The organism is Methylosinus sp. DMC45, from assembly GCF_056313885.1.
In genome coordinates this window covers 1-21,071 of sequence record NZ_JBQUZK010000053.1, presented here as the reverse complement: position 1 = coordinate 21,071, position 21,071 = coordinate 1, and the positions used below count along the sequence as shown (strand labels likewise).

22 protein-coding genes are annotated in these 21,071 nt (G+C 62.6%); 8 read left to right on the top strand and 14 right to left on the bottom strand.

Annotated features, from left to right (window positions below; translation table 11 throughout):
- Positions 1–35: 35 nt before the first annotated feature.
- Both ACT53T_RS17825 and traA read right to left on the bottom strand, forming a co-directional pair.
- A complete protein-coding gene (locus tag ACT53T_RS17825; RefSeq protein ID WP_142862123.1) occupies positions 36–251 on the bottom strand; it encodes a helix-turn-helix transcriptional regulator in 216 nt (71 codons plus the stop codon).
- Between the two features lie 128 nt (positions 252–379).
- Positions 380–3,304: a Ti-type conjugative transfer relaxase TraA gene (gene traA / locus ACT53T_RS17820; RefSeq protein ID WP_476162237.1), complete on the bottom strand. Its 2,925-nt coding sequence runs from the start codon at positions 3,302–3,304 to the stop codon at positions 380–382.
- 172 nt (positions 3,305–3,476) lie between these two features.
- Here traA and ACT53T_RS17815 point away from each other — a divergent pair, with 172 nt between their 5' ends.
- The 8 genes from ACT53T_RS17815 to ACT53T_RS17780 all read left to right on the top strand — a co-directional run bounded on the left by ACT53T_RS17815 (position 3,477) and on the right by ACT53T_RS17780 (position 10,317).
- Positions 3,477–3,803 (top strand): conjugal transfer protein TraD, encoded by a 327-nt coding sequence (locus ACT53T_RS17815; protein ID WP_216281445.1) that lies wholly within the window; start codon positions 3,477–3,479, stop codon positions 3,801–3,803.
- Position 3,804: 1 nt separating this feature from the next.
- Positions 3,805–4,023, top strand: coding sequence for a conjugal transfer protein TraD (locus tag ACT53T_RS17810; RefSeq protein ID WP_216280354.1), 219 nt, complete (start codon positions 3,805–3,807; stop codon positions 4,021–4,023).
- A 322-nt stretch (positions 4,024–4,345) separates the two neighbouring features.
- Positions 4,346–6,964 (top strand): AAA family ATPase, encoded by a 2,619-nt coding sequence (locus ACT53T_RS17805; protein ID WP_476162236.1) that lies wholly within the window; start codon positions 4,346–4,348, stop codon positions 6,962–6,964.
- Between the two features lie 70 nt (positions 6,965–7,034).
- Positions 7,035–7,529 (top strand): DUF4231 domain-containing protein, encoded by a 495-nt coding sequence (locus ACT53T_RS17800; protein ID WP_476162235.1) that lies wholly within the window; start codon positions 7,035–7,037, stop codon positions 7,527–7,529.
- Positions 7,529–8,512: a hypothetical protein gene (locus tag ACT53T_RS17795; RefSeq protein WP_216280358.1), complete on the top strand. Its 984-nt coding sequence runs from the start codon at positions 7,529–7,531 to the stop codon at positions 8,510–8,512. Before ACT53T_RS17800 ends, ACT53T_RS17795 begins: the two co-directional genes overlap by 1 nt.
- Positions 8,509–9,225: an 8-oxoguanine DNA glycosylase gene (locus tag ACT53T_RS17790; RefSeq protein ID WP_476162234.1), complete on the top strand. Its 717-nt coding sequence runs from the start codon at positions 8,509–8,511 to the stop codon at positions 9,223–9,225. Before ACT53T_RS17795 ends, ACT53T_RS17790 begins: the two co-directional genes overlap by 4 nt.
- The gene (locus tag ACT53T_RS17785) at positions 9,222–9,815 is read left to right on the top strand and encodes a 7-cyano-7-deazaguanine synthase (RefSeq protein ID WP_216280360.1); all 594 of its coding nucleotides are present in this window, start codon (positions 9,222–9,224) and stop codon (positions 9,813–9,815) included. The genes ACT53T_RS17790 and ACT53T_RS17785 overlap by 4 nt, the downstream gene beginning before the upstream one ends.
- A 1-nt stretch (position 9,816) precedes the next feature.
- Entirely contained in the window at positions 9,817–10,317 is a 501-nt protein-coding gene (locus ACT53T_RS17780) for a TIR domain-containing protein (RefSeq protein WP_216280361.1), read from the top strand.
- A 534-nt stretch (positions 10,318–10,851) separates the two neighbouring features.
- Here ACT53T_RS17780 and amoC read toward each other — a convergent pair.
- The 12 genes from amoC to ACT53T_RS17720 all read right to left on the bottom strand — a co-directional run.
- Positions 10,852–11,628 (bottom strand): bacterial ammonia monooxygenase, subunit AmoC, encoded by a 777-nt coding sequence (gene amoC / locus ACT53T_RS17775; protein WP_476162233.1) that lies wholly within the window; start codon positions 11,626–11,628, stop codon positions 10,852–10,854.
- Positions 11,629–11,800: 172 nt separating this feature from the next.
- Entirely contained in the window at positions 11,801–12,241 is a 441-nt protein-coding gene (locus ACT53T_RS17770; RefSeq protein WP_400768048.1) for a DUF1178 family protein, read from the bottom strand.
- Positions 12,238–12,510: a glutaredoxin 3 gene (gene grxC / locus ACT53T_RS17765; protein ID WP_018265630.1), complete on the bottom strand. Its 273-nt coding sequence runs from the start codon at positions 12,508–12,510 to the stop codon at positions 12,238–12,240. The genes ACT53T_RS17770 and grxC overlap by 4 nt, the downstream gene beginning before the upstream one ends.
- Before the next feature lie 70 nt (positions 12,511–12,580).
- The gene (locus tag ACT53T_RS17760) at positions 12,581–13,333 is read right to left on the bottom strand and encodes a ComF family protein (RefSeq protein WP_476162232.1); all 753 of its coding nucleotides are present in this window, start codon (positions 13,331–13,333) and stop codon (positions 12,581–12,583) included.
- 3 nt (positions 13,334–13,336) lie between these two features.
- On the bottom strand, positions 13,337–15,205 hold the full coding sequence (locus ACT53T_RS17755; RefSeq protein ID WP_476162231.1) for a potassium transporter Kup: 1,869 nt from the start codon (positions 15,203–15,205) through the stop codon (positions 13,337–13,339).
- Positions 15,206–15,223: 18 nt separating this feature from the next.
- Entirely contained in the window at positions 15,224–15,796 is a 573-nt protein-coding gene (locus tag ACT53T_RS17750) for a pyridoxamine 5'-phosphate oxidase family protein (RefSeq protein ID WP_400768044.1), read from the bottom strand.
- A gap of 28 nt (positions 15,797–15,824) precedes the next feature.
- Positions 15,825–16,997 (bottom strand): CobW family GTP-binding protein, encoded by a 1,173-nt coding sequence (locus tag ACT53T_RS17745; RefSeq protein ID WP_476162230.1) that lies wholly within the window; start codon positions 16,995–16,997, stop codon positions 15,825–15,827.
- 7 nt (positions 16,998–17,004) lie between these two features.
- Positions 17,005–18,573, bottom strand: a complete 1,569-nt coding sequence (locus ACT53T_RS17740; protein ID WP_476162229.1) for a D-alanyl-D-alanine carboxypeptidase family protein — start codon at positions 18,571–18,573, stop codon at positions 17,005–17,007.
- A gap of 242 nt (positions 18,574–18,815) precedes the next feature.
- Positions 18,816–19,190, bottom strand: a complete 375-nt coding sequence (locus ACT53T_RS17735) for a hypothetical protein (RefSeq protein ID WP_018265624.1) — start codon at positions 19,188–19,190, stop codon at positions 18,816–18,818.
- Between the two features lie 26 nt (positions 19,191–19,216).
- Positions 19,217–19,609, bottom strand: a complete 393-nt coding sequence (locus ACT53T_RS17730; protein WP_476162228.1) for an energy transducer TonB — start codon at positions 19,607–19,609, stop codon at positions 19,217–19,219.
- Positions 19,610–19,738: 129 nt separating this feature from the next.
- On the bottom strand, positions 19,739–19,990 hold the full coding sequence (locus ACT53T_RS17725; RefSeq protein ID WP_476162227.1) for a hypothetical protein: 252 nt from the start codon (positions 19,988–19,990) through the stop codon (positions 19,739–19,741).
- Positions 19,991–20,189: 199 nt separating this feature from the next.
- On the bottom strand, positions 20,190–21,071 hold an 882-nt coding region (locus tag ACT53T_RS17720; RefSeq protein WP_476162226.1), incomplete at its 5' end, for an O-methyltransferase.

The window sequence follows — 21,071 nt, the reverse complement described above, 5'->3', positions numbered from 1 at the left end:
GCCGATCGTGCACTGATTGTAAGAGCGCGCTGGCCTCACCGACCATCATCGACCTCTGCCACCGGCCGCCACGCAAGGGGGTTGGCGACCCAGCGGTCGATTTCGGATTCATGCCAGCCCGCGCCGTTGGCGCTGATTTTGATCTGTGCGGGGAAGGTGCCCTCGGCGATCTTGCGGTAAATGGTGGACCGCGACAGGCCGGTCCGAGCGAGGACGGTTCTCAGGCGGATGATACGGTCTGGTTGGCGCACGGCTGCGTCGCCTCCTGCTGGCTTTTTTTGACTGCTCCCGAGCCAGACAGGACAAGGATTTATCGCTGTGCAAGAGGGTTTTACGCGCCATCGTAGCGTGGCGCGCTGGCGGCGGAGAATAGGCAGGGTCAAAGTCCGATGTTCCGGCCTCTGCCAAGGTCGATGCCGTGACTGAAGGCGAGTTCCAATCCGAGTCGGCGGCCCGATTCGAACCCGATGCCGAGGTCTCGCTTGCGCCCGGCGAGGATCGATTCGAGCTGCGGATCGCGTTCGAGGCTCATCGCCATGTCGCCCATCGCCGATCGCGTGGCCTTGTAGCCGGACATGTCCGCCGCCTGATACTGGCGCGGGCTGGTCTGGCCGAGCTCGCGCCAGCGTTCCACGAAGCGATCGGCGCGGCGCTGCGGATCGGTGCGCAGTTCGGTTTCGAGCTGTAGGGCGCGGATGGCGCGGGCGGTACGCCCCGTGGCGGCTTCCGAGGCGAGTTCCGGGTTCTTCTTGTAGGCGGCTTCGGCATCGTGCGAGCCATAGGGCCGCACCTCCTCGAAGACCTTGCGGGCCTCCTGCAATTCCTTCACCTGCTCCGGGTTGGCCTTGCCGCCTCTCTCCTGCATCTCGAAGATCGCATCCACAGCGCGCGCATGGCGGATGAGCGCCTTGGTGCGGACGCGACGCAGCGCCGCTTCCGGGTCTTCCGCTGCCTTCCTTTCCGGCCCCTGTCCGCCGGCGGCGGGCAGATGCAGGCCGTCGAACATGCCGCGCACCTTCTCGGACGCCTGCTTGACGATCTCGACGACTCGCTCCATGCGCTCGCGGAAGGTGATGCCGCGCCGTTCGGCATAATCGCGCGCCGGCTCGAGCCGCTCGTAATCCGACGCCATATCCTTGGCCCGGTCGCGCGACATGGCGCCGAGAAGCCGGTCCTGGCTCGTGAAGTCGTCATGGCCATAATGCAACTCCATGCCGTCGCGGTGGCGCGACAGCGCGACATAGGCGCCGTGGGCGTCCAGGCCCGGCGTGGCCAGAACATGGGTGCGGTCCACGGTCATGCCCTGCGCCTTGTGAATGGTTGCGGCATAGCCGTGGTCGATGCGGTCGTAATCCTTCAGGTCAAAGCGAACGGAACGGCCATCATCGGTGCGCACGCTCATGCTCTGCGTGCTGACCTCTTCGATGGCGCCGAGCGTGCCGTTTTTGACGCCGAGGCCGCGCTCGTTCTGAAGGAACATGACGCGATCTCCGCGAGCGAAGCTTCGCTCACCGCGTTCGACCACCAGGCTCACCTCGGCGCCGAGATTTCCGGCTTCCCGCATTCTGCCGCGCGCGGCCTCGTTCAAAGCGCGCACCTCGTCATTGGTGTGGGTGAGGATGATACGGCTGCGGCCGGGCGACGCCTGACGGTCGCGATCCCAGCGGTCGATCAGATCGTCGCGCGCCTGTTCCCGTGTCGCAGCGGCATGGACCATGCCATGTTTGTCATAGGCATGGAGCGCATCTGCGGTTCGGCCGGTCGCCAGATCGCGCGTTGCGTCGCGCTGCCAGTCCTCCCGCTGGCGGCGCACCTCGCCGATCTCCGCCCCACCGTGACGTTGGTGGATAGACCGGAACGCCGCGCCGGCTTCGATGGACTGCAATTGTTGCGGATCGCCGACCAGCACCACCTTGGCGCCGGCCTCGGCGGCATGGAACAGCACGCGCTCCAACTGGCGCGTGCCGACCATGCCCGCCTCGTCGATCACCAGAACATCGCGCGCGGTGAGCACATCGCGCCCCTGTCCCCAACCGTGTTCCAGGCTGGCGATGGTGCGCGACGAGATGCCTGAACCGCTTTCGAGATTCTCGGCGGCGATGCCGGACAGCGCCGCGCCACGAACCTCGTAGCCCGCCGCTTCCCAGGCTTCACGCGCCACACCCAGCATCGCGCTCTTCCCCGTGCCGGCATAACCAACGACGACGCCGAGATCGCGCCCGTCCGTGACGTGCGCCAGCGCGTCGGCCTGCTCTCCGGAAAGCACAAGGCCGCGCTGTTCGGCACGAGCCAGTGCGGCTTCGCGATTCCTGTCGCTCACTTCATGGCGTTCCCGCTCGGCCATCATCTCGGCGGAACGGTACAGGCGCTGCTCCGATTCGATCATATCGCGGGTGGTGAAGCGGTCCTCGCCCCGGCCGTCCTTGCCGAGTTCGACAAGATCGGGCGCGTTGCGCATTGCGCCCATGACCTCGTTGAACTGGTCGATGCCGTCACTGTGGCGATGCGCGAACAGCGCTATGTCGCGTCGCGTGAAGGTGGATTGCTGATGCGTGATCGCGTCTAGTGCGATGGAAGGATCGGCGATGATGCGCACGCCGTTGTTGCGTGCGATCTCGCGGTGCATTTCCGCGCGGTCGGCAACCTCGATGCCTTCGCCTGCGATGCGATGTGCGGGCGCGCCGATCTGGCTTTGCGGCTCCAGCGCGATGCCCTGCGCTTCCAGGCTGCGATGGTCGATGCGCGCGTCGACGTCGAGTTCGGCAAGTCGCTCGTTGGCAAGCTCTGCCCAATGCTCCCGCCAGCGTTCGAGCATCTCGGTGCGGTTCCATTCCCGCACCTTCGGACCGAAGCCATTCTCGTCAACCGAGCGCATGGTCAGCATGACATGCGCGTGGGGCTTCAGCATTCCGTCATCGGCCACATCCCAATGCACATTGAGGTCGGCGATCATGCCCTGGTCCACGAATTCGGACCGCACGAAATCGCGGGCGAGTTCGATCCCCTGGCGCTCCGTCATCTCGCGCGGAAGGGCGAATTCGACTTCGCGGGCGAGCTGCGCATCCTTTCTGATCTCGAGCGCCTCGACATCGTTCCAAATTCGTTCGCGGTCCTTCCACGGCTCCGGCGCATCCTCCGGCAGCAACACCTCGGAATGGACGACGCCGCGCTTGGCCGAGAAATCATGACTGCATCCAAGTCGGTCGTCGCGCAACCGCGAGGCCGAGCGGTAGGCGGCGGACGCCACCGCGCTGGAGCCGCATTTGCGGCCGATGACCTTGACGTGAAGATGATAGATCGCCATCGCGATCCGAACATCATCACAGCGAAGCGCACGTCGGAACGACGTATAAGCGCGCCCTCCCTCGAAAATTTCTCGGGAGGGACCACGCCGTCCCCAACTGTCCCGGCAACCTTACATCATTTCGGTAGCCGCTCGACTATCATCGCTCCATCGACAGCATGTGGAGGACATGATGCGCAAGCCACGGGACTTCGACGCGGAATTGAAGTCGCTCGAACACAAGGCGCGAGACCTCAGAAGCCGCAAGGTGCAACAGCTCGGCGAACTGGTCATTTCGACCGGAGCCGATGCGCTCAGCGCCGACGAATTGGCGGGAGCGTTGATCGTGCTGGCCGAAACCAAGGATGCCGGAAAGAGGGAGGCATGGGCGAAGCGCGGGGCCGCGTACTTTCAGGGCCGGTCGCGACGAACTGCGTCGGCGCCTCGCGGCGACACTGGCGGCGTTGCGGCGCAACCAGGCGGCGCGCAACCGTCATCAGACGGCGCGGGCGCGGCATGACATGCGCGCCTGGCAGGTCGAGCGCCGCAAGCGCACGCGACATCTGATCGAACTCGGCGGCCTCGTCGTCAAGGCCGGCATCGTCGACTTGACCGGCGACGATCGCGCCACCATTCTTGGCGCGCTGCTCTGGATGGCCGACAAGCTTCAAAGCGATCAGGGCGAACACGCGCGGGCGCTTTGGGCCGCAAAGGGGAAACGTGCGTTCGCGGATGACTGAAACGGCGGTCGAACCACACGTTCGACCGCATCACTATTTTCTCGGATTTTCTCCGATCTTAGGTATGATTCGCTAAACGCGACTCACTGCGGACGCATGACCGACGAAATCCTGACAAATCGGGAGGTGGCCGACTTCCTAAAATAAGAAATGTTGAGGTTCAGCAGCGATTTGTGAATGCCTGCAACCGACGCGAAGGCCTCAAGCGAATGCTAACTTCAGCCGCTTCGGCGGCGACCGACTGCATCAATGCCGCCACGCATTCTGGTTTTCTCCCTGGAAGTGCCAAATTGCCGAACATTTCAACGGAGGGTCGGGCAGTATGAGCGCCGCGACTGCGCAATCCGCTCCTTTAACCGAAAAAGCTGCCCTCACAGACCTCGTGACATGGGCGGAGAAACGGGCTGCATGGCAGAGAGATGCCCTTCGTCGCCTGGTCATAGGCGAAACGCTCGACGGTCAGGCGATTGCGGAACTTACGGAGCTTTGCCTCGATCCCACGCGCACCCATGCGCCGATTTCGCAATCGCATATCGTGGCCGAAACCACCGCGGCGGAGCCGATTTCACTTGTTTCTATAAAGAACCCCACCGCTATCAATGCGCTTGCCGCCCAGCAGGAGCTATCGTTTGAGCCCGCCGGGCTGACGGTGATTTACGGCGATAACGGCTCAGGAAAGTCGGGCTATGTCCGCGTCCTGAAACACGCATGTCGGTCGCGGGACGAGAAGTTCGCAATCCACAGGGATTTGGAGGACAAGACCGACACGCCGCAATCTGCCGAGATACGTTTCGCACGGGGCGCGCACATCGAACAATTCAATTGGACGCCTGACGGCGGGCCGCACGGCGACCTCCCATCGGTCAGCATTTTCGATTCCCGAAGCGCAAGCGTCCACGTCGAAAGCACCAACGAGGTCGCCTATATCCCCCGGCCAATGCGATTGCTGGAGGCGCTGGCCGACGCTTCCGACCGCATCAAAACAGCACTCGATGGCAGGATCGCAACGCTCAACGGTCAGGTTCCGCTTGCGATTTCAAACCCCTCGTTGAGTAGGGAAACGGCCGCTGGCAGCTACGTCTTCGGGTTAAGCGCAAAGTCCAACATCCCTCAGCTTGATAAGCTCGCCGCGTTTAGCGATCAGGAAACCGCTCGCCTCGCCACGTTGGAAACCGACTTCGCTCAAGACCCCAAGCGCGCCGTGGCGCGGCTTGAGAACCAGCGTGGCGAGGTCGAGCGCATCCAGACGGCCCTTCAGGCTCTTATTGGCGCTACGAATGAGTCAGCGTTCTCACAGTTGAGTGCGCTGCGTAAGACCTACGGTGACGCCGTCGAGGCCGCGTCGGTGGCGTCGCAACAGCTATTCAGCGCATCGCCATTGCCCGAGGTAGGCCAAGCCGCCTGGCAAAAACTGTGGGAGGCCGCCCGTGCCTACGCGGATACCGTGGCCTATCCCGGCAAGACATTTCCTTCGAGCGAACCGGACACGCTTTGCGTGCTTTGCCAGCAGCCCCTCGGCGCGGACGCAATCGTACGCCAGCAGACATTCGAGTCGTTTGTCAAAAGTTCGACTATGGCTGACGAAGCGGCGGCGCGCGTGAAACTGGACGCTGCGCTTACCCAGTTGAAAGGGCGGGTGCTGCGCCTTGGCGATGTTCTGAAATCCAGCAAGCTTCTCGCGACGGAAATCGGCGATTCGGCGCTCGCGCAGGCGGTCCGCCGGACGTTTGTCGTGGTGCTCTGGCGACTTCGGGCGATGGTCAGGGCATATGACGAACCTAAGCCACTTGGCGCTGATCCGCTCCCGTTGCTCGCGGCCCTCGCAGCCGATCTCAAAATCCGCGCCGCGCAGCTTTCCGCCGATACGCAGAGCGACGACTACAAGAAACTGAAATCCGAATACCTTGAACTCAAGGACCGTGCCGCCCTTGCGCCGCTGCTTCCGGACACCAAGGCGCACATCGCGCGCCTCAAGGAAATAGAGTCGATCAACACCGCGCTGAAGGCGACCGCCAAGAAACCGATCACCGACAAGAACAAGGAACTCTCGGATCGCATGGTGACGGACGCGCTGCGCGGTCGATTTGCGCGCGAAATCGGGAAACTCAAACTGTCCAGAATGCCGGTTGAGCTTCGCAAGGAGAAAGATCGGCAGGCCGTATCGTATTTTCGTGTTGCGTTGGTGGAGAACCCCAACGCCAAGGTCGGCGAGATATTCAGCGAAGGCGAGCACCGCTGCGTCGCGCTCGCCGCATTCCTCGCCGAATTGGTCACGGCACAGCGTTATTCCGGCATCGTTTTCGACGATCCGATGTCATCGCTCGATCACATCCACAGGGGCGCCGTTGCGTCACGGCTGGTGGAGGAAGCGGAACACCGCCAGGTCGTCGTGTTCACGCACGACCTCGTCTTCCTATACGAACTTCGCCGCGAAGCGGAAAAAGCCAACCGGCCAATCGCGTTTCGCAATGTCCGGCGGCAACAGGAAAAGCCCGGCTACATTGAAAACGAGTTGCCAGACAAGGCGAAATCCGGACTTGAGATGTGTAACGCGCTGCGCTCGTCGCTGAAATCGGCAAAACCGGGCTTCGACAAGTTGACAGATACGCAACGCACCATCTTCTGCAAGGGCACTATTGGTCAATTGCGCGATGCCTGGGAGCGGGCGATCTCCGACTATATCCGCCCCGTGCTTGAAAGGTTCGATAACAAGGTCAAGCCCACCTCGATGTTCAAGCTCGGCATTCTCACCGATGACGACGTGAAGCGCGTGATGGCCGCCCAGGGAAGGTTGTCCGAGGATCTTCATTCGTCGGCGCAGGCGTTGAATCCCGAAGCCGTATCGCTTGATGACCTGCTTAATGAGGTCAAGGCGCTGGAAGATTGGATTCAGTCCATCCGTGACCGCCAAAAAAATGCAGTCAAGCCTGCGCTGAGCTAGGACACCGCCTAATTGGACGCCGTGCTTCCGACCATTCTCGACAAGGCGTTCAAGGGGGATTTGTAACGACATGGCTGACGACGAGAAGAATACGAATAGCGAGCCGCCGGTTCCTGAGCCTGTCGAGTCGCATCCGGCATGGTTCCGGCTGATCGATCAGTTGAAATGGTATGACCGCAAGAGCCAGAGCGCGCAGTGGTGGTACAAGCGCTTGAAGATCGCCCAGATGACATCCGCGGCGCTGATACCGGCAACAAGCCTGTTGCCTGCGGATTACGCCAAGTGGGCTGCATCTGCATTTGGCGTCTTGATCGCCGTCCTGGAAGCTGTCCAGCAAATGAATCAGTATTCGACTCTGTGGTTCAGCTACCGGGCGACAGCAGAGCGCCTCAAGCACGAAAAATACCTGTTCCTTTCCGCCGCCGGTCCCTACAAGGGCTTGGCTGAGTCTGAGCGGCTGGTCGCGCTGGCTGAAAGGGTCGAGGAGCACGTCTCGACCGAACACGCCAACTGGTTCAATGAAACGCGCCGCGCCGTCACGGCGCAGAAGCCGGAGGGCACGTGATGCCGGTCGTGCGTCCCGCAGAACTCACCATCGGAGCGCGGTCGTTGCCGTTGCCCGTGTACTTCCCATCCATTTCTTCGGTCAAGACGACGCTGCGCCCGCAAGATTATTTGCAGTTGCTGTCGTCGCTGAGCGGGCTGAACGGCCAGTTTCTTGTATCCGCCTTCGATCTGGCAGGCATCGATCAACCACAGTCGGCGCAACAGGCGCTGGATGCCGCGCGTCAAGCGGGCATTGTTACATTGATGGACTCCGGCAATTATGAAAGTTTCTGGAAGAACGCTAAGGCGGACTGGAAGCAAGCAGACTTCCACAAGATGCTGGCCGACTTCCCCTGCAATCTCGCCTTCGGCTTCGACGAGCAGCAGCCACCGGCCAGCGTCGACGATCATGTCGCCTTGGTCGCGGAACGCTGGCAAGCTGATCAAGCCGCAGCGGGTAGCTGCCAGATCAGCCCCATCATCCACGCCTCGGCCAATGAATTGCCTGTGCTGTGTGCAGCGGTCGCCGCCAAGACCGGCGTCACGATGCTGGCGGTTCCAGAACGCAGTCTGGGCAATGGCGTTCTTGAGCGTGCCCGCGCCGTGAAGGCGATTCGGGCGGCCTTGAACGAACTCGGGCGCTACGTCATTTTGCACCTGCTGGGAACTGGCAACCCCATCTCCATCGCCCTGTACTCGGCGGTCGGCGCTGACAGCTTCGATGGGCTGGAATGGTGCCAGACGGTGGTGGATCATGAGTCCGGCCTGCTTTACCACCTTTCGCAGGCTGACTTCTTTGCCGCTCAGACCGCATGGGGCGACGACGACAAGCTGTCGTTTCAAGCGCGCACGTTGGCCCACAACCTCGAATTCTTCTCCGATTGGATGCGAAGGCTGTGTGATGCGGTGAATCAGAATCGCCTGTCGGAATTCTGCCAATCCAATTTGCCTTCTCGCGCCTTTCGCCACGTCGCGGCCGTTACTGGTTGGGACCAGCCATGACTGTTGATATCATCAACCAAACCATTCGCGCGATGTGTCTCGAGGTCAAGGCGCAAGCATCGGCCACGCAAAACTGGCGGCTGATGGGGGAAGAAGAATTTCTGTACGAAACTGCAATCTGCATCTTCGGCAGCCAGATGGTGTTCGAAATGGCGGTAGCAACGGCGGATCGGCTGCGCGAGAGGGAGCTCCTCCAGCCTGAGCCGCATGGGCGAAGCGTTCAAGCTATTGAAAGAAAGCTTGTTGCGGCCTTGTCTGATCCGTTGCTCGTTCCCGCGTGTGATGGGACGCAGCGGTGGGTTCGACCACGCTTCAAGTACCGGTTGGCGTCCTTGCTTGCCAAGACCATCGTCGAAATTTATGGGCAATCCCGAACGATTCACGGCATCTTGTTCGACGCGCGGACCGCGAGGGAAGCTCGCGAAATCCTAATGCAGCACATTTGGGGCTTCGGCCCCAAGCAGGCCAGTCTCTTTCTGCGCCGTGTGGGTTACTGCGCCGATCTTGCTGTGTTGGATGTTCATGTGTTGGACTATCTGCAACTGGCGCACGGCCTATCTCTGTCGCCCAGCAAGCTGGGCCGCCTCTCGCACTACGAGGAAATCGAGGATACTTTTCGGGAGATTGCGGGTGAATTCGGCCATTCGATAGGCTGCGTCGATTTAGCGACCTGGCTGACGATGCGCGTGGCCAAGAGGGAAGCTTTCCTATGAGTTTCGTGAACTTGGTTTCCGGCGGGCTTGATTCGACGCTCATCGGCGTGATGGCGCAGGAGGAAGGCCTTGAGCACTTCCCACTTTTCATCGATTACGGACAACGGGCGGCCCGCAAGGAGTGGGAAACCTGCAAGCTTGTCCACGACGCCTTGGGCCTTCCAACGCCGTCGCGCATGGACCTGTCGGGATTTGGGCGCGTCATTGCGTCTGGCCTGACCCGTGCCGAACTGGATATCAAGAACGATGCCTTCACGCCGGGACGAAACCTGATTTTTTTGCTGATGGGCAGCGCGTATGCCTATCAGCAAGGCGCGTCGTCGGTGGCCATTGGCCTGCTGGCAGAGGAATCCAGTCTGTTCCCTGACCAGAAGCCGGAGTTTGTAGCGCAGGCGGAAATCAGCATTTCCGCGGCAATGGGACGTCAGATCAAGGTAATCACACCGCTGATCGACTTCCACAAAGCTGACGTGGTCACGCTGGCGCAGACCAAAGGCATCACGGGAACCTACTCGTGCCACACCGGTAATTCAGAGCCATGCGGCCGGTGCATCGCCTGCTTGGAATTTCAATTCGATGAGGAGAAATGACATGGGTGGAAGCGCGGGCGGTGGCCTTTATAGTTCGGATATCAAGCGCCTTGAAGAACAGGCAAAGCAGAAGCTAACCGAGGCAAAAGGCGACATCAGTAGGCATGTTTTCATCAGTTTCAATCATGAAGATTTGGACGAGGTAAATCTGCTTCGTGGTCAAGCGAAGAATGAGAAGGTTGATTTGCAGTTCGACGACCATTCTGTCAAGGAGCCCTTCGACAGCACTAACGCCGACTACATCAAGCGGCAAATCCGCGAAAAGATCGATCGCTGCTCGGTGACAATGGTCTATCTCTCCGACAAAACGGCCTCCAGCAAATGGGTGAACTGGGAGATCGAGGAAAGCATCAAGCGCGGCAAAGGTGTCATCGGCGTTTACAAGGGAGACAAGGCCCCGACCAGCGTTCCCCCGGCGTTCAGGCAGAACGGCTGCAAGTCCGTGAAGTGGGAACACGCCGCGCTGATGAAGGCCATTGAGGACGCGAGCAGGAAGAGATGACTGGGACTTTTCTCACTCGCGGTGTGAGTAACCTGCCCGGCACCTGCGGCGTGACCGCTTGGCTCCCTGAGCGCTGAAGCATGGCTCAGGCACTCACGGAATCTGCCTCCGCCTGCTGATAGTGTTGCTCACATTGGCGGACATCGCCAGCGATGTTGTCCACAGCCGAATAGGCTGTTGGCCTTTTTGTTGGCTGCGGGATTTCCCACACTGACATTTTGTATTAAATACCACGTAGTTATACGACGTTTGTGATGACGCCCCTGGCACCACTCCCGCCTACGAAATTCTGCGCTGAGGCACGGTGGCTCGAGATCGGAGCCGGGCGATTTGCCATAGCGCGACGGGGGCGGGGCGGTTCGCGGGAATTTCGGGTGGCCCGCTTCGCTGGCGTCGGCTCTCGGCCATTTCTGCCCTATATCGAGCGGCGCCGCGAGAATCAGCGGCCCGAGAGGCAATCAGACGAAACTGAAAGCGAACGAGCCGCCCCCTGATCGAGGGGCGGCTGCTTGGTGTGACCTGCTGTCGGACGCGTCAGTCGATGATCGCTTTCACGCCGTCTTCGCCGAGCAGGCGTTTCATGTTCAGCAGAATTTGCGCGGTCACGCCGAACACGGCGAGCGCCATCCAGCCGAAGAACACGAAGCCCCAGTGCAAGGGAGCGACGAACAGCTCCTCCATGAACCAGAAAGTGTGGCCCCATTCGTTCAGTCCGACATTCGGAATGATCATGAACGGGCCGATCGTCAGGATCAGAAAGGCCAGCGAATAGCCCTTGGAGAAATAGGGCAGCCTGGTCTTGGCGTAGAAGAACGAGCCGACGCCGACGATCGAGTAGATCGGATAGCTGAGATAGAACTCGATGATATGGCTGGGCGTGAAGTCGGTGTCGCGGATCACCGTCATATGCCAGGTGCCGTCTTGTTCCGTGAAGAAGCTCGCGCCGAAGTAGATCGCGATGCCATAGACGACGAGCCATTGCGCGAGGCAGACCCAGCGGCGCAATTCTTCGCGCGTGCTCAGGGCGGCCATGTCGCGCGTGCGCGTCTTCCACAGATAGCCGGCGAGGCCGAGGCCGGTGATCAGCTCCAGCGGAATCTCGGTCCAGAGCATCGTCAGCCAATAGGTCTGGAATTCTGGGGCGAAGGAGTCGAGACCGGCGCGCCAGCCATAAATCTGCTCATAGATTCGAATGAACAGATAGAAGGCGACGAGTCCGCCGGCGGCGATCCACATTGGCTTCAGATCGACGATGACGACGTCGGCGCTGTCGGTCGCGCCGGCTTTGCCGGCTGCTGTCGTTAGACTCATGTTTTTCTCCTCGAGCTCGGCTTCGCGTCTCGGTTTTTCGCAAAGCCCGGCTCAAAGGGATAAGAGCCGCGTTCTCAAAGAGAAAGTGCAGATTATTCATTGGGATATGACGGAATTTCAGCGGCGCCCGACATCGAGAAGCGTCTGCGGCGCAATTCGTCGAGGACGAGCCTCAGTGGCTGTCGTCGGGCGGGCCGGGGAGCGGCAGGATTTCTATGCCCTCCTCGAGCAGCGCCTTGGCTTCCTCGAAGCTGGCGCGCCCCCGGATGGGGCGGTTCTCGGCCTCGCCGTCCTGCATCCGTCGCGCCTCGTCGGGGAAGCGGTCGCCGACGTCTTCCGTCGCGGCGACGACATTTTGGCGTAGCTCCTGGATCATCGCCCGCAGCGCCGCATGGCGCTCGTCCAGCAGAGCGGGGAGGCTCGCCTCGCGCTCACGGTCGCGTGACGAGCGTCGGGCGACATGCGGGGCCATGATCGCCTTGGCGACCTGCGTCGAATGACAGAAAGGGCAGCTGACAGCCCCCGCGGCGGCTTGCGCGTCATAGGCTTCGCTGTCGCGAAACCAGCTTTCGAATTCATGTCCTTCCGAGCAGATCAGCCGGTAGAGGATCACGGCGCCGGCTCGCCCGCGGCGAGCAGCGGGTCGAGCTCGCCGGCGCCGTCCAGAGCGTAGAGATCGTCGCAGCCGCCGATCGGCCGGCCGTCGATGAAAATCTGCGGCACTGTTGTCCGGCCTTCGGCCAGCCGGCTCATCTCGGCGCGCTTTTGCGCGTCGCCGTCGACGGAAATCTCTTCATAGGCTGCGCCTTTCACGTCGAGCAGCTGCTTGGCGGCGCGGCAATAGGGGCAGGTTCTCGTGGTGTAGATGACGATCTGCGGCATGACGGTTCCGTGACCTTTCGCGCGCTCTTATAAGCGCTTCCGGCGCATGGCTGCAACGGAGGCCTTCGCTTCAGCTCTGGCCGACGACGCGGGCGTAGACCAGCACGTCGACGCGTGTCGCCCGCGCCCGCAGCAAGACGCGGGCCGCGGCGTTGGCCGTCGCGCCGGAGGTCAGCACATCGTCGACGAGCACGATGTTGCGGCCTTCGATTTCTGGCTTTTTCTCCTCGCGCAGGCGGAAGGCGCCCTGCATGTTCGCCGCGCGCTGGCCGCGCGTCAGCCCCACTTGCGGCGGCGTCGGCTTCACGCGCTCCAGCGCCAGCGCCTCCACCGGAACGGCGTTCTCTCGCGCGATCACATGGGCGAGCGCCGCCGATTGGTTGAAGCGCCGCGACAGCAGCCGCATTCGATGCAGCGGTATTGGGACCAGCAGATCTGCGTCCGAAAGGATCTCGGCGCCGGCGCGCGCCATCCAGCGGCCGAGCGGCTCGGCGAGCTCCAGCCGATCGTAATATTTCAGCCTGTGGGCGAGGCTGCGGGCGCGGTCGCTGTCATAGCGCACGACGGCTCGCGCCCGCGTGAAGACGGGCGGATCGGCGGCGGCCTCCAGCGAGATCATGCCGGGGCCGAAATCGCGCTCGAAGGGCGTGCCCAGCCGCTCGCAATAGGGCTGCTCGATAAAGCCCATCTCGCCCCAGCAGCGCGGGCAGAGCGCGCCATGGCTCGCCACCGCCCGGCGGCAGACGAGGCAGACGGGCGGATACACAATGTCGAGCAGGCGCGCGCCTAGGCTGCCGATGAGGCCGGCGGCGCGCCCCAGCATGGCTCAGACTTCCACTTGGCCGCCGAGCTCGACGACGCGGCCGGAGGGGATTTGGAAAAATTCCGTCGCCGGCAGCGCATTGCGGTGCATGAATTGGAAGATGTGGATGCGCAGCCTCCGCCAGCGCGAGCGCCCGAGCGGCGTCACGGTGAGTCGGCCGACGAAGAAGGAGGTGTTCATCATATTGAAGCTCAGCGGGCTCGATATGGTGTCGAGCATCAAGGCGCAGGGAATGTTCGGCTGCTCCATGAAGCCGTAGTTCAGCTCCATCGCATAGAAATGATCGTCGAGGGACTGGGTCTCGACACGCCGCGCGCGATCGACGCGCGGCGTGTTGGCGGTGGCCACATGCAGCAGCACGATATGCTGATGCAGGACCTTATTGTGCTTGAGATTATGCAGCAGCGCGACCGGCACGACGTCTGTGCGGCTGGTCAGATAGACGGCGACGCCGTCGACGCGCGGCTTGCCGTGGAATTTGGCGACGAAATCGGCGATCGGAAACGTGTCGCGCTCCAGCGCCTTGCGCATGGCCTCGAAGCCCTCGCTCCAGCAGCTCATCAGGAAGAAGAGGATGGCGGCGACGACGAGCGGAATCCAGCCGCCCTCGAAGAATTTGATGAGATTGGCGGCGACGAAGGCGACGTCCACGACGAGAAACAGGCCGCCGACCAAAAGGGCGAGCGGCAGGCTCCAGCGCCAGATGGAGCGCATGGCGATGAACATCAGCGCCGTTGTCAGCAGCATGGTCAGCGAGACTGCGATGCCGAAGGCGGCCGCGAGATTCTCCGAGGAGCGAAAGGCGAGGGTGAGGACCAGAGTGAGCGCCATCAGCGTCCAATTGACGAAGCCGACATAGATCTGGCCGTAGCTCTGCGCCGAGGTCTGCGTGATGGCGAGGCGCGGCGACAGGCCGAGCTGGATCGCCTGTCGCGCCATGGAGAAAGCGCCGGTGACGATGGCTTGGCTCGCGATGACGGTGGCGACGGTGGCCAGAGCGACCAGCGGCAATTGCAGCGGGGCTGGGCAGAGATCGAAGAAAGGATTCTCCGTCACGGAGCCCTCGACCAGCAGCGCCGTTTGGCCGGCGTAGACGAGGACGAGCGACGGCAGCACCAGCCCGTACCAGGCGAGGCGAATGGGGCGCCGCCCGAAATGGCCCATATCCGCATAGAGCGCCTCGGCGCCGGTGGCGCAGAGAAACACGGCGCCGAGCAGCAGAAAGCCCTCGAACCCATGGGTGAAGAGATAAAGCAGCCCGACGCGCGGATCGACGGCGGAAAGAACGCTCGGATGCGCGATCACGCCGCGCGCGCCGAGGATCGCTATCGAGACGAACCAGAGCGCCATCACCGGGCCGAAGAGGCGCGAGATGCGCTCCGTGCCTTGCGGCTGCAGGGCGAACAGGCCGATGAGCACGACGATGGAGAGCGGAACCACATAGGGCGCGAGCACGGGCAAAGGCGCCTTCAGCCCCTCGAGCGCGCTCAGCACCGAGATCGCCGGCGTGATCGCGCCATCGCCGAACAGCAGCGCCGCGCCCAGCATTCCGATCGCGATGATCGCCGGATGGCGCCCGTGCTTCATGCCGAGCAGAGACATCAGCGCGAGAATGCCGCCCTCGCCGTCATTGTCGGCGCGCATGATGACGGCGACATATTTGATCGAGGTGACGATGATCAAGGTCCAGACGATCAGCGACAACATGCCGAGCGCCGTCTCGGCGCTCACATGTCCGCCGGACCAGTCCATCGCCGTCTTGATCGTGTAGAGGGGGCTGGTGCCGATGTCGCCGAAAACGACGCCGAGGGCGCCGAGCGTCAAGGCTTTCACGCCGGTCTCGCCGGCGTGCGTCGCAGTCGCATTCGTCATGTGAGTTTCGCCTCGCGCCTATTCGGCGGCCAGATCTTCGTTCTCGAACAAGCCGGTGGGCAGCCCGTCTATGCTCTGCTGGTTCTTTTCCCGGCGATAGGCGTCGAGCGCCTGCTCGCCTTTCGACGCGGCCCAGCGGTCGAGCCCGTCGCGCTCGCCGGCGTAATCATAGAGCGGCACTGCGAAGCCGCAGGACGTCTGCACGGATTGGACGTCGATCAGGATCATCTGCCGCGCGCCCGGCGGCTCCGTCCCGCCGAAGGCGGAGCGCAGCAGCCGCGCATACTCCGCGCCGCCGCGCGCCAGCGCCCGGCCGCGGCCATAGAGGCGCAGGATCAGCGGCGCGCCGTCGAGCGCGCAGAACATGAAGGTGAGGCGCCCGTCGGCGCGCATATGCGCCGCCGTCTCATTGCCGCTGCCGGTGCGGTCGATATAGACGGCGGTCCGCTCGTCGATGAGGCGCAGCGTATCAGCGCTCTTGGGCGAGACGTTCACGCGCGAGGCGGGCGCGGCGGAGGCGACGAAGAAGAGCTTCTGCTTCTCGATGAAGTCGCGATGCTGCGGCTCGATCGATGCGAAGAATTTGCTCATGACGCGCGATTCCGATGCTTGCCCCGCGTCAGCCTAGCAGGCCGGCGTTTTTGGGGGCAAGCGGATTATCCTGCAGCGCGGCGGCGTCCGGCGTGTCCGGCGCCGGAATTCCCGCGACGGCGGCGTAGAGCTTCTCGACGAAGGACGGGTCCAAATCCTTGACGATGAAGACGAGCCGCGTGCGTCGATCGGCGTCCGGCCAGGCGGCGAGGCGATGCGGCGGATGGAAGACGTGCTGCACGCCATGCACGGCCACGGGCCGCTCGAGATCGTCGGTGAGGCCGACGATTCCCTTCACGCGCAAGAGATGCGGACCATGCGCCTGCCGCAATATCTCGACGAACATGTCGAAAGCCTGGGGGCTGAGCGGCGCGTCGCTCGTGACGCAGAAGGCGCGAATATGCGCGTCGTGGCGATTCACGTCCTGATGCGCATGGCCGTGGTGGTCATGATCGTGGTGGTCATGATCGTGATGATGGTGGTGCGCCTCGTGCGCCGCCGCGACCGCCTCGTCGTTCAGCCATTTGGCGACCTGCGGAATCTTGCCGGAGGCGTCATAGAGCCCGCAGTCGAGCAGAGCGGCGGGGCTCGCCTCTCCCGTCGCGGCGATGAGACGGCGCGCCGCCGGATTGAGCCGAGCGAGGCGCTGGTCGAGCGCCTCGAGACGGGCGGCGCCCTCGGGAAGGTCGGTCTTGGCGATGACCAGCCGATCGGCGACGGCGGCCTGCTTCACCGCCTCCTCATGCGCGTCCAGCGTCGCGGCGCCATTTACGGCGTCGACCAGCGTGACCACGCCGTCCAGCCGATAGCGCAGCGCGAGATAGGGATGCGACATGATGGTGTGGAGAATAGGCGCCGGATCGGCGAGCCCTGTCGTCTCCAGCACGACGCGCCGAAACGGGCGGATGCGGCCATTGTCCAGCTTGCGCAGCGCGTCCTCGAGCGCGGCGACGAGATCGCCGCGGATCGAGCAGCAGATGCAGCCCGAGCTCATGACGATCATGTCGCCTTCGACATTCTCGACCAGCAGATGATCTATGCCGACCTCGCCGAACTCGTTGATGAGCACGAGAGTGTCGGCGAGCTCCGGCGAGGCGAGCAGGCGATTGAGCAGAGACGTCTTGCCGGCGCCCAGAAAGCCGGTGAGGATCGTCAGCGGAATGGGCGGCGGCGGACGACGCGGCTCGGAACGCTCGGTCATTGGCGAATCATTGCTCATTGTCTTGGTGCGGCGGGGCGTGATCGCCGATCGCATGCTTGTCGTTCTTGGCGGAGACGCTCTTGCCCGGAGCCTTCGCCGCAGCCTTGGCGGGAGCCTTCGCCGGAGCTTTGGCGGGAGCCTTCGCCGACGTTTTGGCGGCGACATTCTTGCCCTGCGCCGGCTTGCCCTGCGCTGGTTTGGCGTGCGCGGGCTTCGCCGTCTTCGCCGGCTTTTCCGTCGCCTCCGCCTCGATGGCGGCGTCCTCCTGCGGCGGCGCTTTCGCCTTGGCTGTCTTCTTCTGCGCCGGCGCATGCGCGGCCTTTGCCGCCGCCTTGCGTCCATGACGCATGGAGAGCGCGTCCGGCGCGGGGCGGCTTATCGGTGAGGCGGCGGCGGCCGGCGGCTCATGGGCGTAGGCGGTGACGGTCGAGGGCGAGCCGACCGGCGTGCCGGGATCGCGCACGCCGGCGACCGGCCCCTCATAGCCGGGAGCGCGACCGAGATAAACGGGCGTCGGCTCGAAGCGCGCGCGGGGCAGGGCGGCGATGGTCTTGACGTTCACCTGATCGGTCGAGCCATTCTCGCGCGGAATGGCGACATTCATATCCTCGACCTCGGCCATATATTCGGCGTTGGCCTTGCCGCGATGGCGGCAGACGCTGTCGCGCATGTCCGGCGCCTGGCCGACGCCGAAGGTCGGCAGGGACGTCGCCGAGCCCGAGGGCGAACCGGTCATGAAGGCGCGGTCCAGCAGCGAGGCCGCCTTGGCCGTGCGGGCCGCCGCCGTCGGAGCGCCGAGCACCACGGCGATGAGCTTTTGCCCGCCATGGGTGGCGCTGGCGACGAGATTATAGCCGGCGGGGCAGGTGAAGCCGGTCTTCATGCCGTCCGCGCCCGGATAACGGCCGAGCAGGCCATTGTGCGTCGGATGGATCTGCCGCCCGAGCTGCATTGCGCCTATGTTGAAAAAGCCGGCGGACTCGGGAAATTCCGTCAGCAGCGCGCGGCCGAGAATGGCGAGATCGCGCGCCGAGGTCACTTGCCGGTCGTCCGGCAGGCCGTTGGGATTGGCCCAATAGGATTCGCGCATGCCGAGCTTGGCCGAGGCGCGGTTCATCTCATCGGCGAAAGCCTCCACCGAGCCGGAGACGCCCTCCGCTATGGTGACGGCTATGTCATTGGCGGATTTGACCATCAGCATGACCAGCGCATTGCGCAGCGTCACCTCCGAGCCGACCGGAAAGCCCATTTTCGACGGCGCCATGGAGAGCGCGCGGGGCGAGACGATCATCGGCGTGTCATATTGAATGCGGCCGGAGCGCACCGCGTCCAGCGCCACATAGACGGTCATCAGCTTGGTCAGCGAGGCGGGATACCAGCTCTGGGTCGCCTGCTCCTGCTCGAGGACCTGGCCGCTGGCGACGTCGATGACGACGGAAGGGGCCGCCGACGCCCCCGACGCCGCGACAATGGCGGCGACGGCGAGAAAGCTGCGTAGGGTCGGTTTCGCGCTCATGTTCATCCGATCGGCCTCGACCTCGGCCGTTTTGGCGGCCGCGCGTTCGATTCGAGACATAGTCTCGCTCCAAGGACGGCCCGAATATGGGCCGAATGTGGCGTAAACGCGCTCTGCGCCTCTCCCGTACGCCGAAAAGCGCCGTTATGGACAACGGTTGTTACGCCTTTCGCGATCAAATTTCATTCCAACTGCGGCGAGCCGGCGCAGACTCGGCGTTGGCCGCCTCCCGCTCGGCATTGTGGCCGCCAATTCTGATCGGGCGGTCGGGGGCGGCTCGCCAACGGCGCCCGCCGCAGCGGTCAATGGAAGCGGAAGGTCTGCTCGAAGTCGCGGCAGTCGGTTTCCATGTCGAATGGGGGCGGCGGCAGCTTCAGCGATGTGATCATGCCCGCCGCGACCAGCGCGCGGGCGTTATTGTCGTAGTTCGCGAAAGAGGCTCTGGTGACATGGCCTCTGAAATCGACGTGGAACTTGATGGTCACTGTTCCGCGTCCCAGATTGAGCTTCGGCGCGCGTTCGCGGAGCTGCTGGGTGACGGTCTGTATCCAGGCCTTGTTCTCCGGGGTCGCCATGCAGGCGGCCAGAGTGGGCCGCTCCGATGGGCCGAAGAGGGATTGCGCCAAGGCCGCCGGCGACGCGCCGATCAGACAAAATACGATGATCGCTCGATACATGATGCGTGGCCTCCCGTCCGCCGGGCTCAAGGATAGAAAAAGCTCTGCGAGAATAAGTGGCATTTGCCGCCGGCCGCCTTGCGGGACGAGGCCGGGGGAGGCGGCAATTTGAGCGAGGAAATCGTGCTCAAGGCGAGGAGCGCCTGCTCGTTACGGCTGGCTTTCACGACATTCGCATCGGCCACTCGGCCGGCGGCGTCGACGCAGAAATGCACGGTCACAGACCCATGTCCGAGCCAGAGGCGCGAGGTGTGCTCTTTGGCCTGACGGGCGATCGTCCTCTTCCATTGCTCATATTCCGCCGAGGCGGCGTCCCGCGCAGGATCTCCTGTTCCGCCGAGCCCGTCGAAGATCGATTGGGCTGTCGCCGGTTGGACGAGAACGAGCAGAAAGGTCGAAAAAACTGCCGCCGCTTTCATAAATTCGGTCCTCGAACGAAACATAGCGCCTGGAAATTCGCCGCCCGCGCCTTGTGATCTATGAATATCCGAACGCGTAGCGCGGTCAATAAGGTGAGTGATTTCGTCGAGCGCTGGCCGGTTTTCCCGTCATTCGTTTCGGTCATTTCTCGCGGCGCCGAGCGCGCCTCGCGGCGGGGCGACGCGATTGAGGGCGGTGATCGACAAAAACCCGCCGATCCAGGCGCCGAGCGCGGCGAACAGCACATAGGCCCAGTTGGATGTGTAGCTGATGACCGCAAAAGCGGAGAGCAGATACCAGACGCTGCTCCAGCTCGCAGCGGCGACGCGACGGCGTTCGGAAACCGCGGCGTTGAAGAACACATAGACGGCGTCGGTCACGGCGGTCGAGAGGGCGACTCCCGCGGCGATGGCGGGATCGAAACGGGGATGTCCATTGGCGTGGCCTCCGATCGGTCGGTCTGGTGCGAGCTTTGCCGCGGGAGAGGTTTTGCTGTGAGACCGAGTGAAGGGACTGAATTTTCTATTTTGTGGAAAATTCCAACGCGACGATTGGCACAAAAGTTAGATTCAAAGGATTCTACAGCTCGACACGGGAAAAGTGGGGGAAGATTCTGTAGAACTTCTTGAACACGAGGAATGGGTCCTCGCCCATATCAGATTTCGGCAGGGCAAAGCCCATCCTTGCTTGGGCGCCTTCGTCGGATTCCATTGTTAGCCGTTCCAATGTCGACAATGCGGGTAGGTCGATGCGATGCGGCGCGTCGGGAGTAGAATGGAACTCCCACCCTCGAATGATTTCTTCAATGACGTTGTCGGCCGTAGGGCATACTACCAGTGTAGCAGTCACCATGGCTTGTCCATCTGCGTAGTGGGTGCTTAGTGCCCATATAATCTTACGGTCTCGAAAGCTCAGAGCCTCCTTCTCGACCGCCAGTTGTACTACACGAAGCAAACTTGGTCCATAAGTCTTGAAGTTCATACCTTCGGGGCTTAGGCCGCTAGGAAAAAGCGATCCCAGCCGCTCACGAAAGCGAGCGAGCCGCCACTCCTGAATAGTTGGCTTTGTGCCTCGATCTATCGAGGCATCGCCGTCGACCTGAACAGAAAGCTCGCTGGAGTCGGGTTTACCTAATGAGGTTGGATTCGCATTGAGGGTGACACGGAGGATACTTCCAATCGGGACGGTTCCGATGGTCTGAGAAAAACGTTCGATCTGTGATGTTATCGCCTTTGGATTAACGTAGTCAAACCAGATAATTGCAGGCGATGCAAAATCATGGCTATCAAGATAGTCCTCAAGCGTCTCATGAAGACATTCGATGGATTTAATAGGGCGATTAAAAAGCTGACGCTTATGGACTTCTGCTTCTGTTTCTACGCAAGTGACGTGCCCCCGAAGTTTCATCCAGCGGCGAGTTGAGTCCCGGCGGTTGATACGCCCGCGGGCGTGGGGTGAGCA

Excerpts from the sequence above, each read along its gene's own strand:
- traA (WP_476162237.1), bottom strand. The coding sequence starts at position 3,304 with ATGGCGATCTATCATCTTCACGTCAAGGTCATCGGCCGCAAATGCGGC.
- ACT53T_RS17815 (WP_216281445.1), top strand. The coding sequence starts at position 3,477 with ATGCGCAAGCCACGGGACTTCGACGCGGAATTGAAGTCGCTCGAACAC.
- ACT53T_RS17810 (WP_216280354.1), top strand. The coding sequence starts at position 3,805 with ATGCGCGCCTGGCAGGTCGAGCGCCGCAAGCGCACGCGACATCTGATC.
- ACT53T_RS17805 (WP_476162236.1), top strand. The coding sequence starts at position 4,346 with ATGAGCGCCGCGACTGCGCAATCCGCTCCTTTAACCGAAAAAGCTGCC.
- ACT53T_RS17800 (WP_476162235.1), top strand. The coding sequence starts at position 7,035 with ATGGCTGACGACGAGAAGAATACGAATAGCGAGCCGCCGGTTCCTGAG.
- ACT53T_RS17795 (WP_216280358.1), top strand. The coding sequence starts at position 7,529 with ATGCCGGTCGTGCGTCCCGCAGAACTCACCATCGGAGCGCGGTCGTTG.
- ACT53T_RS17790 (WP_476162234.1), top strand. The coding sequence starts at position 8,509 with ATGACTGTTGATATCATCAACCAAACCATTCGCGCGATGTGTCTCGAG.
- ACT53T_RS17785 (WP_216280360.1), top strand. The coding sequence starts at position 9,222 with ATGAGTTTCGTGAACTTGGTTTCCGGCGGGCTTGATTCGACGCTCATC.
- ACT53T_RS17780 (WP_216280361.1), top strand. The coding sequence starts at position 9,817 with ATGGGTGGAAGCGCGGGCGGTGGCCTTTATAGTTCGGATATCAAGCGC.
- amoC (WP_476162233.1), bottom strand. The coding sequence starts at position 11,628 with ATGAGTCTAACGACAGCAGCCGGCAAAGCCGGCGCGACCGACAGCGCC.
- grxC (WP_018265630.1), bottom strand. The coding sequence starts at position 12,510 with ATGCCGCAGATCGTCATCTACACCACGAGAACCTGCCCCTATTGCCGC.
- ACT53T_RS17760 (WP_476162232.1), bottom strand. The coding sequence starts at position 13,333 with ATGCTGGGGCGCGCCGCCGGCCTCATCGGCAGCCTAGGCGCGCGCCTG.
- ACT53T_RS17755 (WP_476162231.1), bottom strand. The coding sequence starts at position 15,205 with ATGACGAATGCGACTGCGACGCACGCCGGCGAGACCGGCGTGAAAGCC.
- ACT53T_RS17750 (WP_400768044.1), bottom strand. The coding sequence starts at position 15,796 with ATGAGCAAATTCTTCGCATCGATCGAGCCGCAGCATCGCGACTTCATC.
- ACT53T_RS17745 (WP_476162230.1), bottom strand. The coding sequence starts at position 16,997 with ATGACCGAGCGTTCCGAGCCGCGTCGTCCGCCGCCGCCCATTCCGCTG.
- ACT53T_RS17740 (WP_476162229.1), bottom strand. The coding sequence starts at position 18,573 with ATGTCTCGAATCGAACGCGCGGCCGCCAAAACGGCCGAGGTCGAGGCC.
- ACT53T_RS17735 (WP_018265624.1), bottom strand. The coding sequence starts at position 19,190 with ATGTATCGAGCGATCATCGTATTTTGTCTGATCGGCGCGTCGCCGGCG.
- ACT53T_RS17730 (WP_476162228.1), bottom strand. The coding sequence starts at position 19,609 with ATGAAAGCGGCGGCAGTTTTTTCGACCTTTCTGCTCGTTCTCGTCCAA.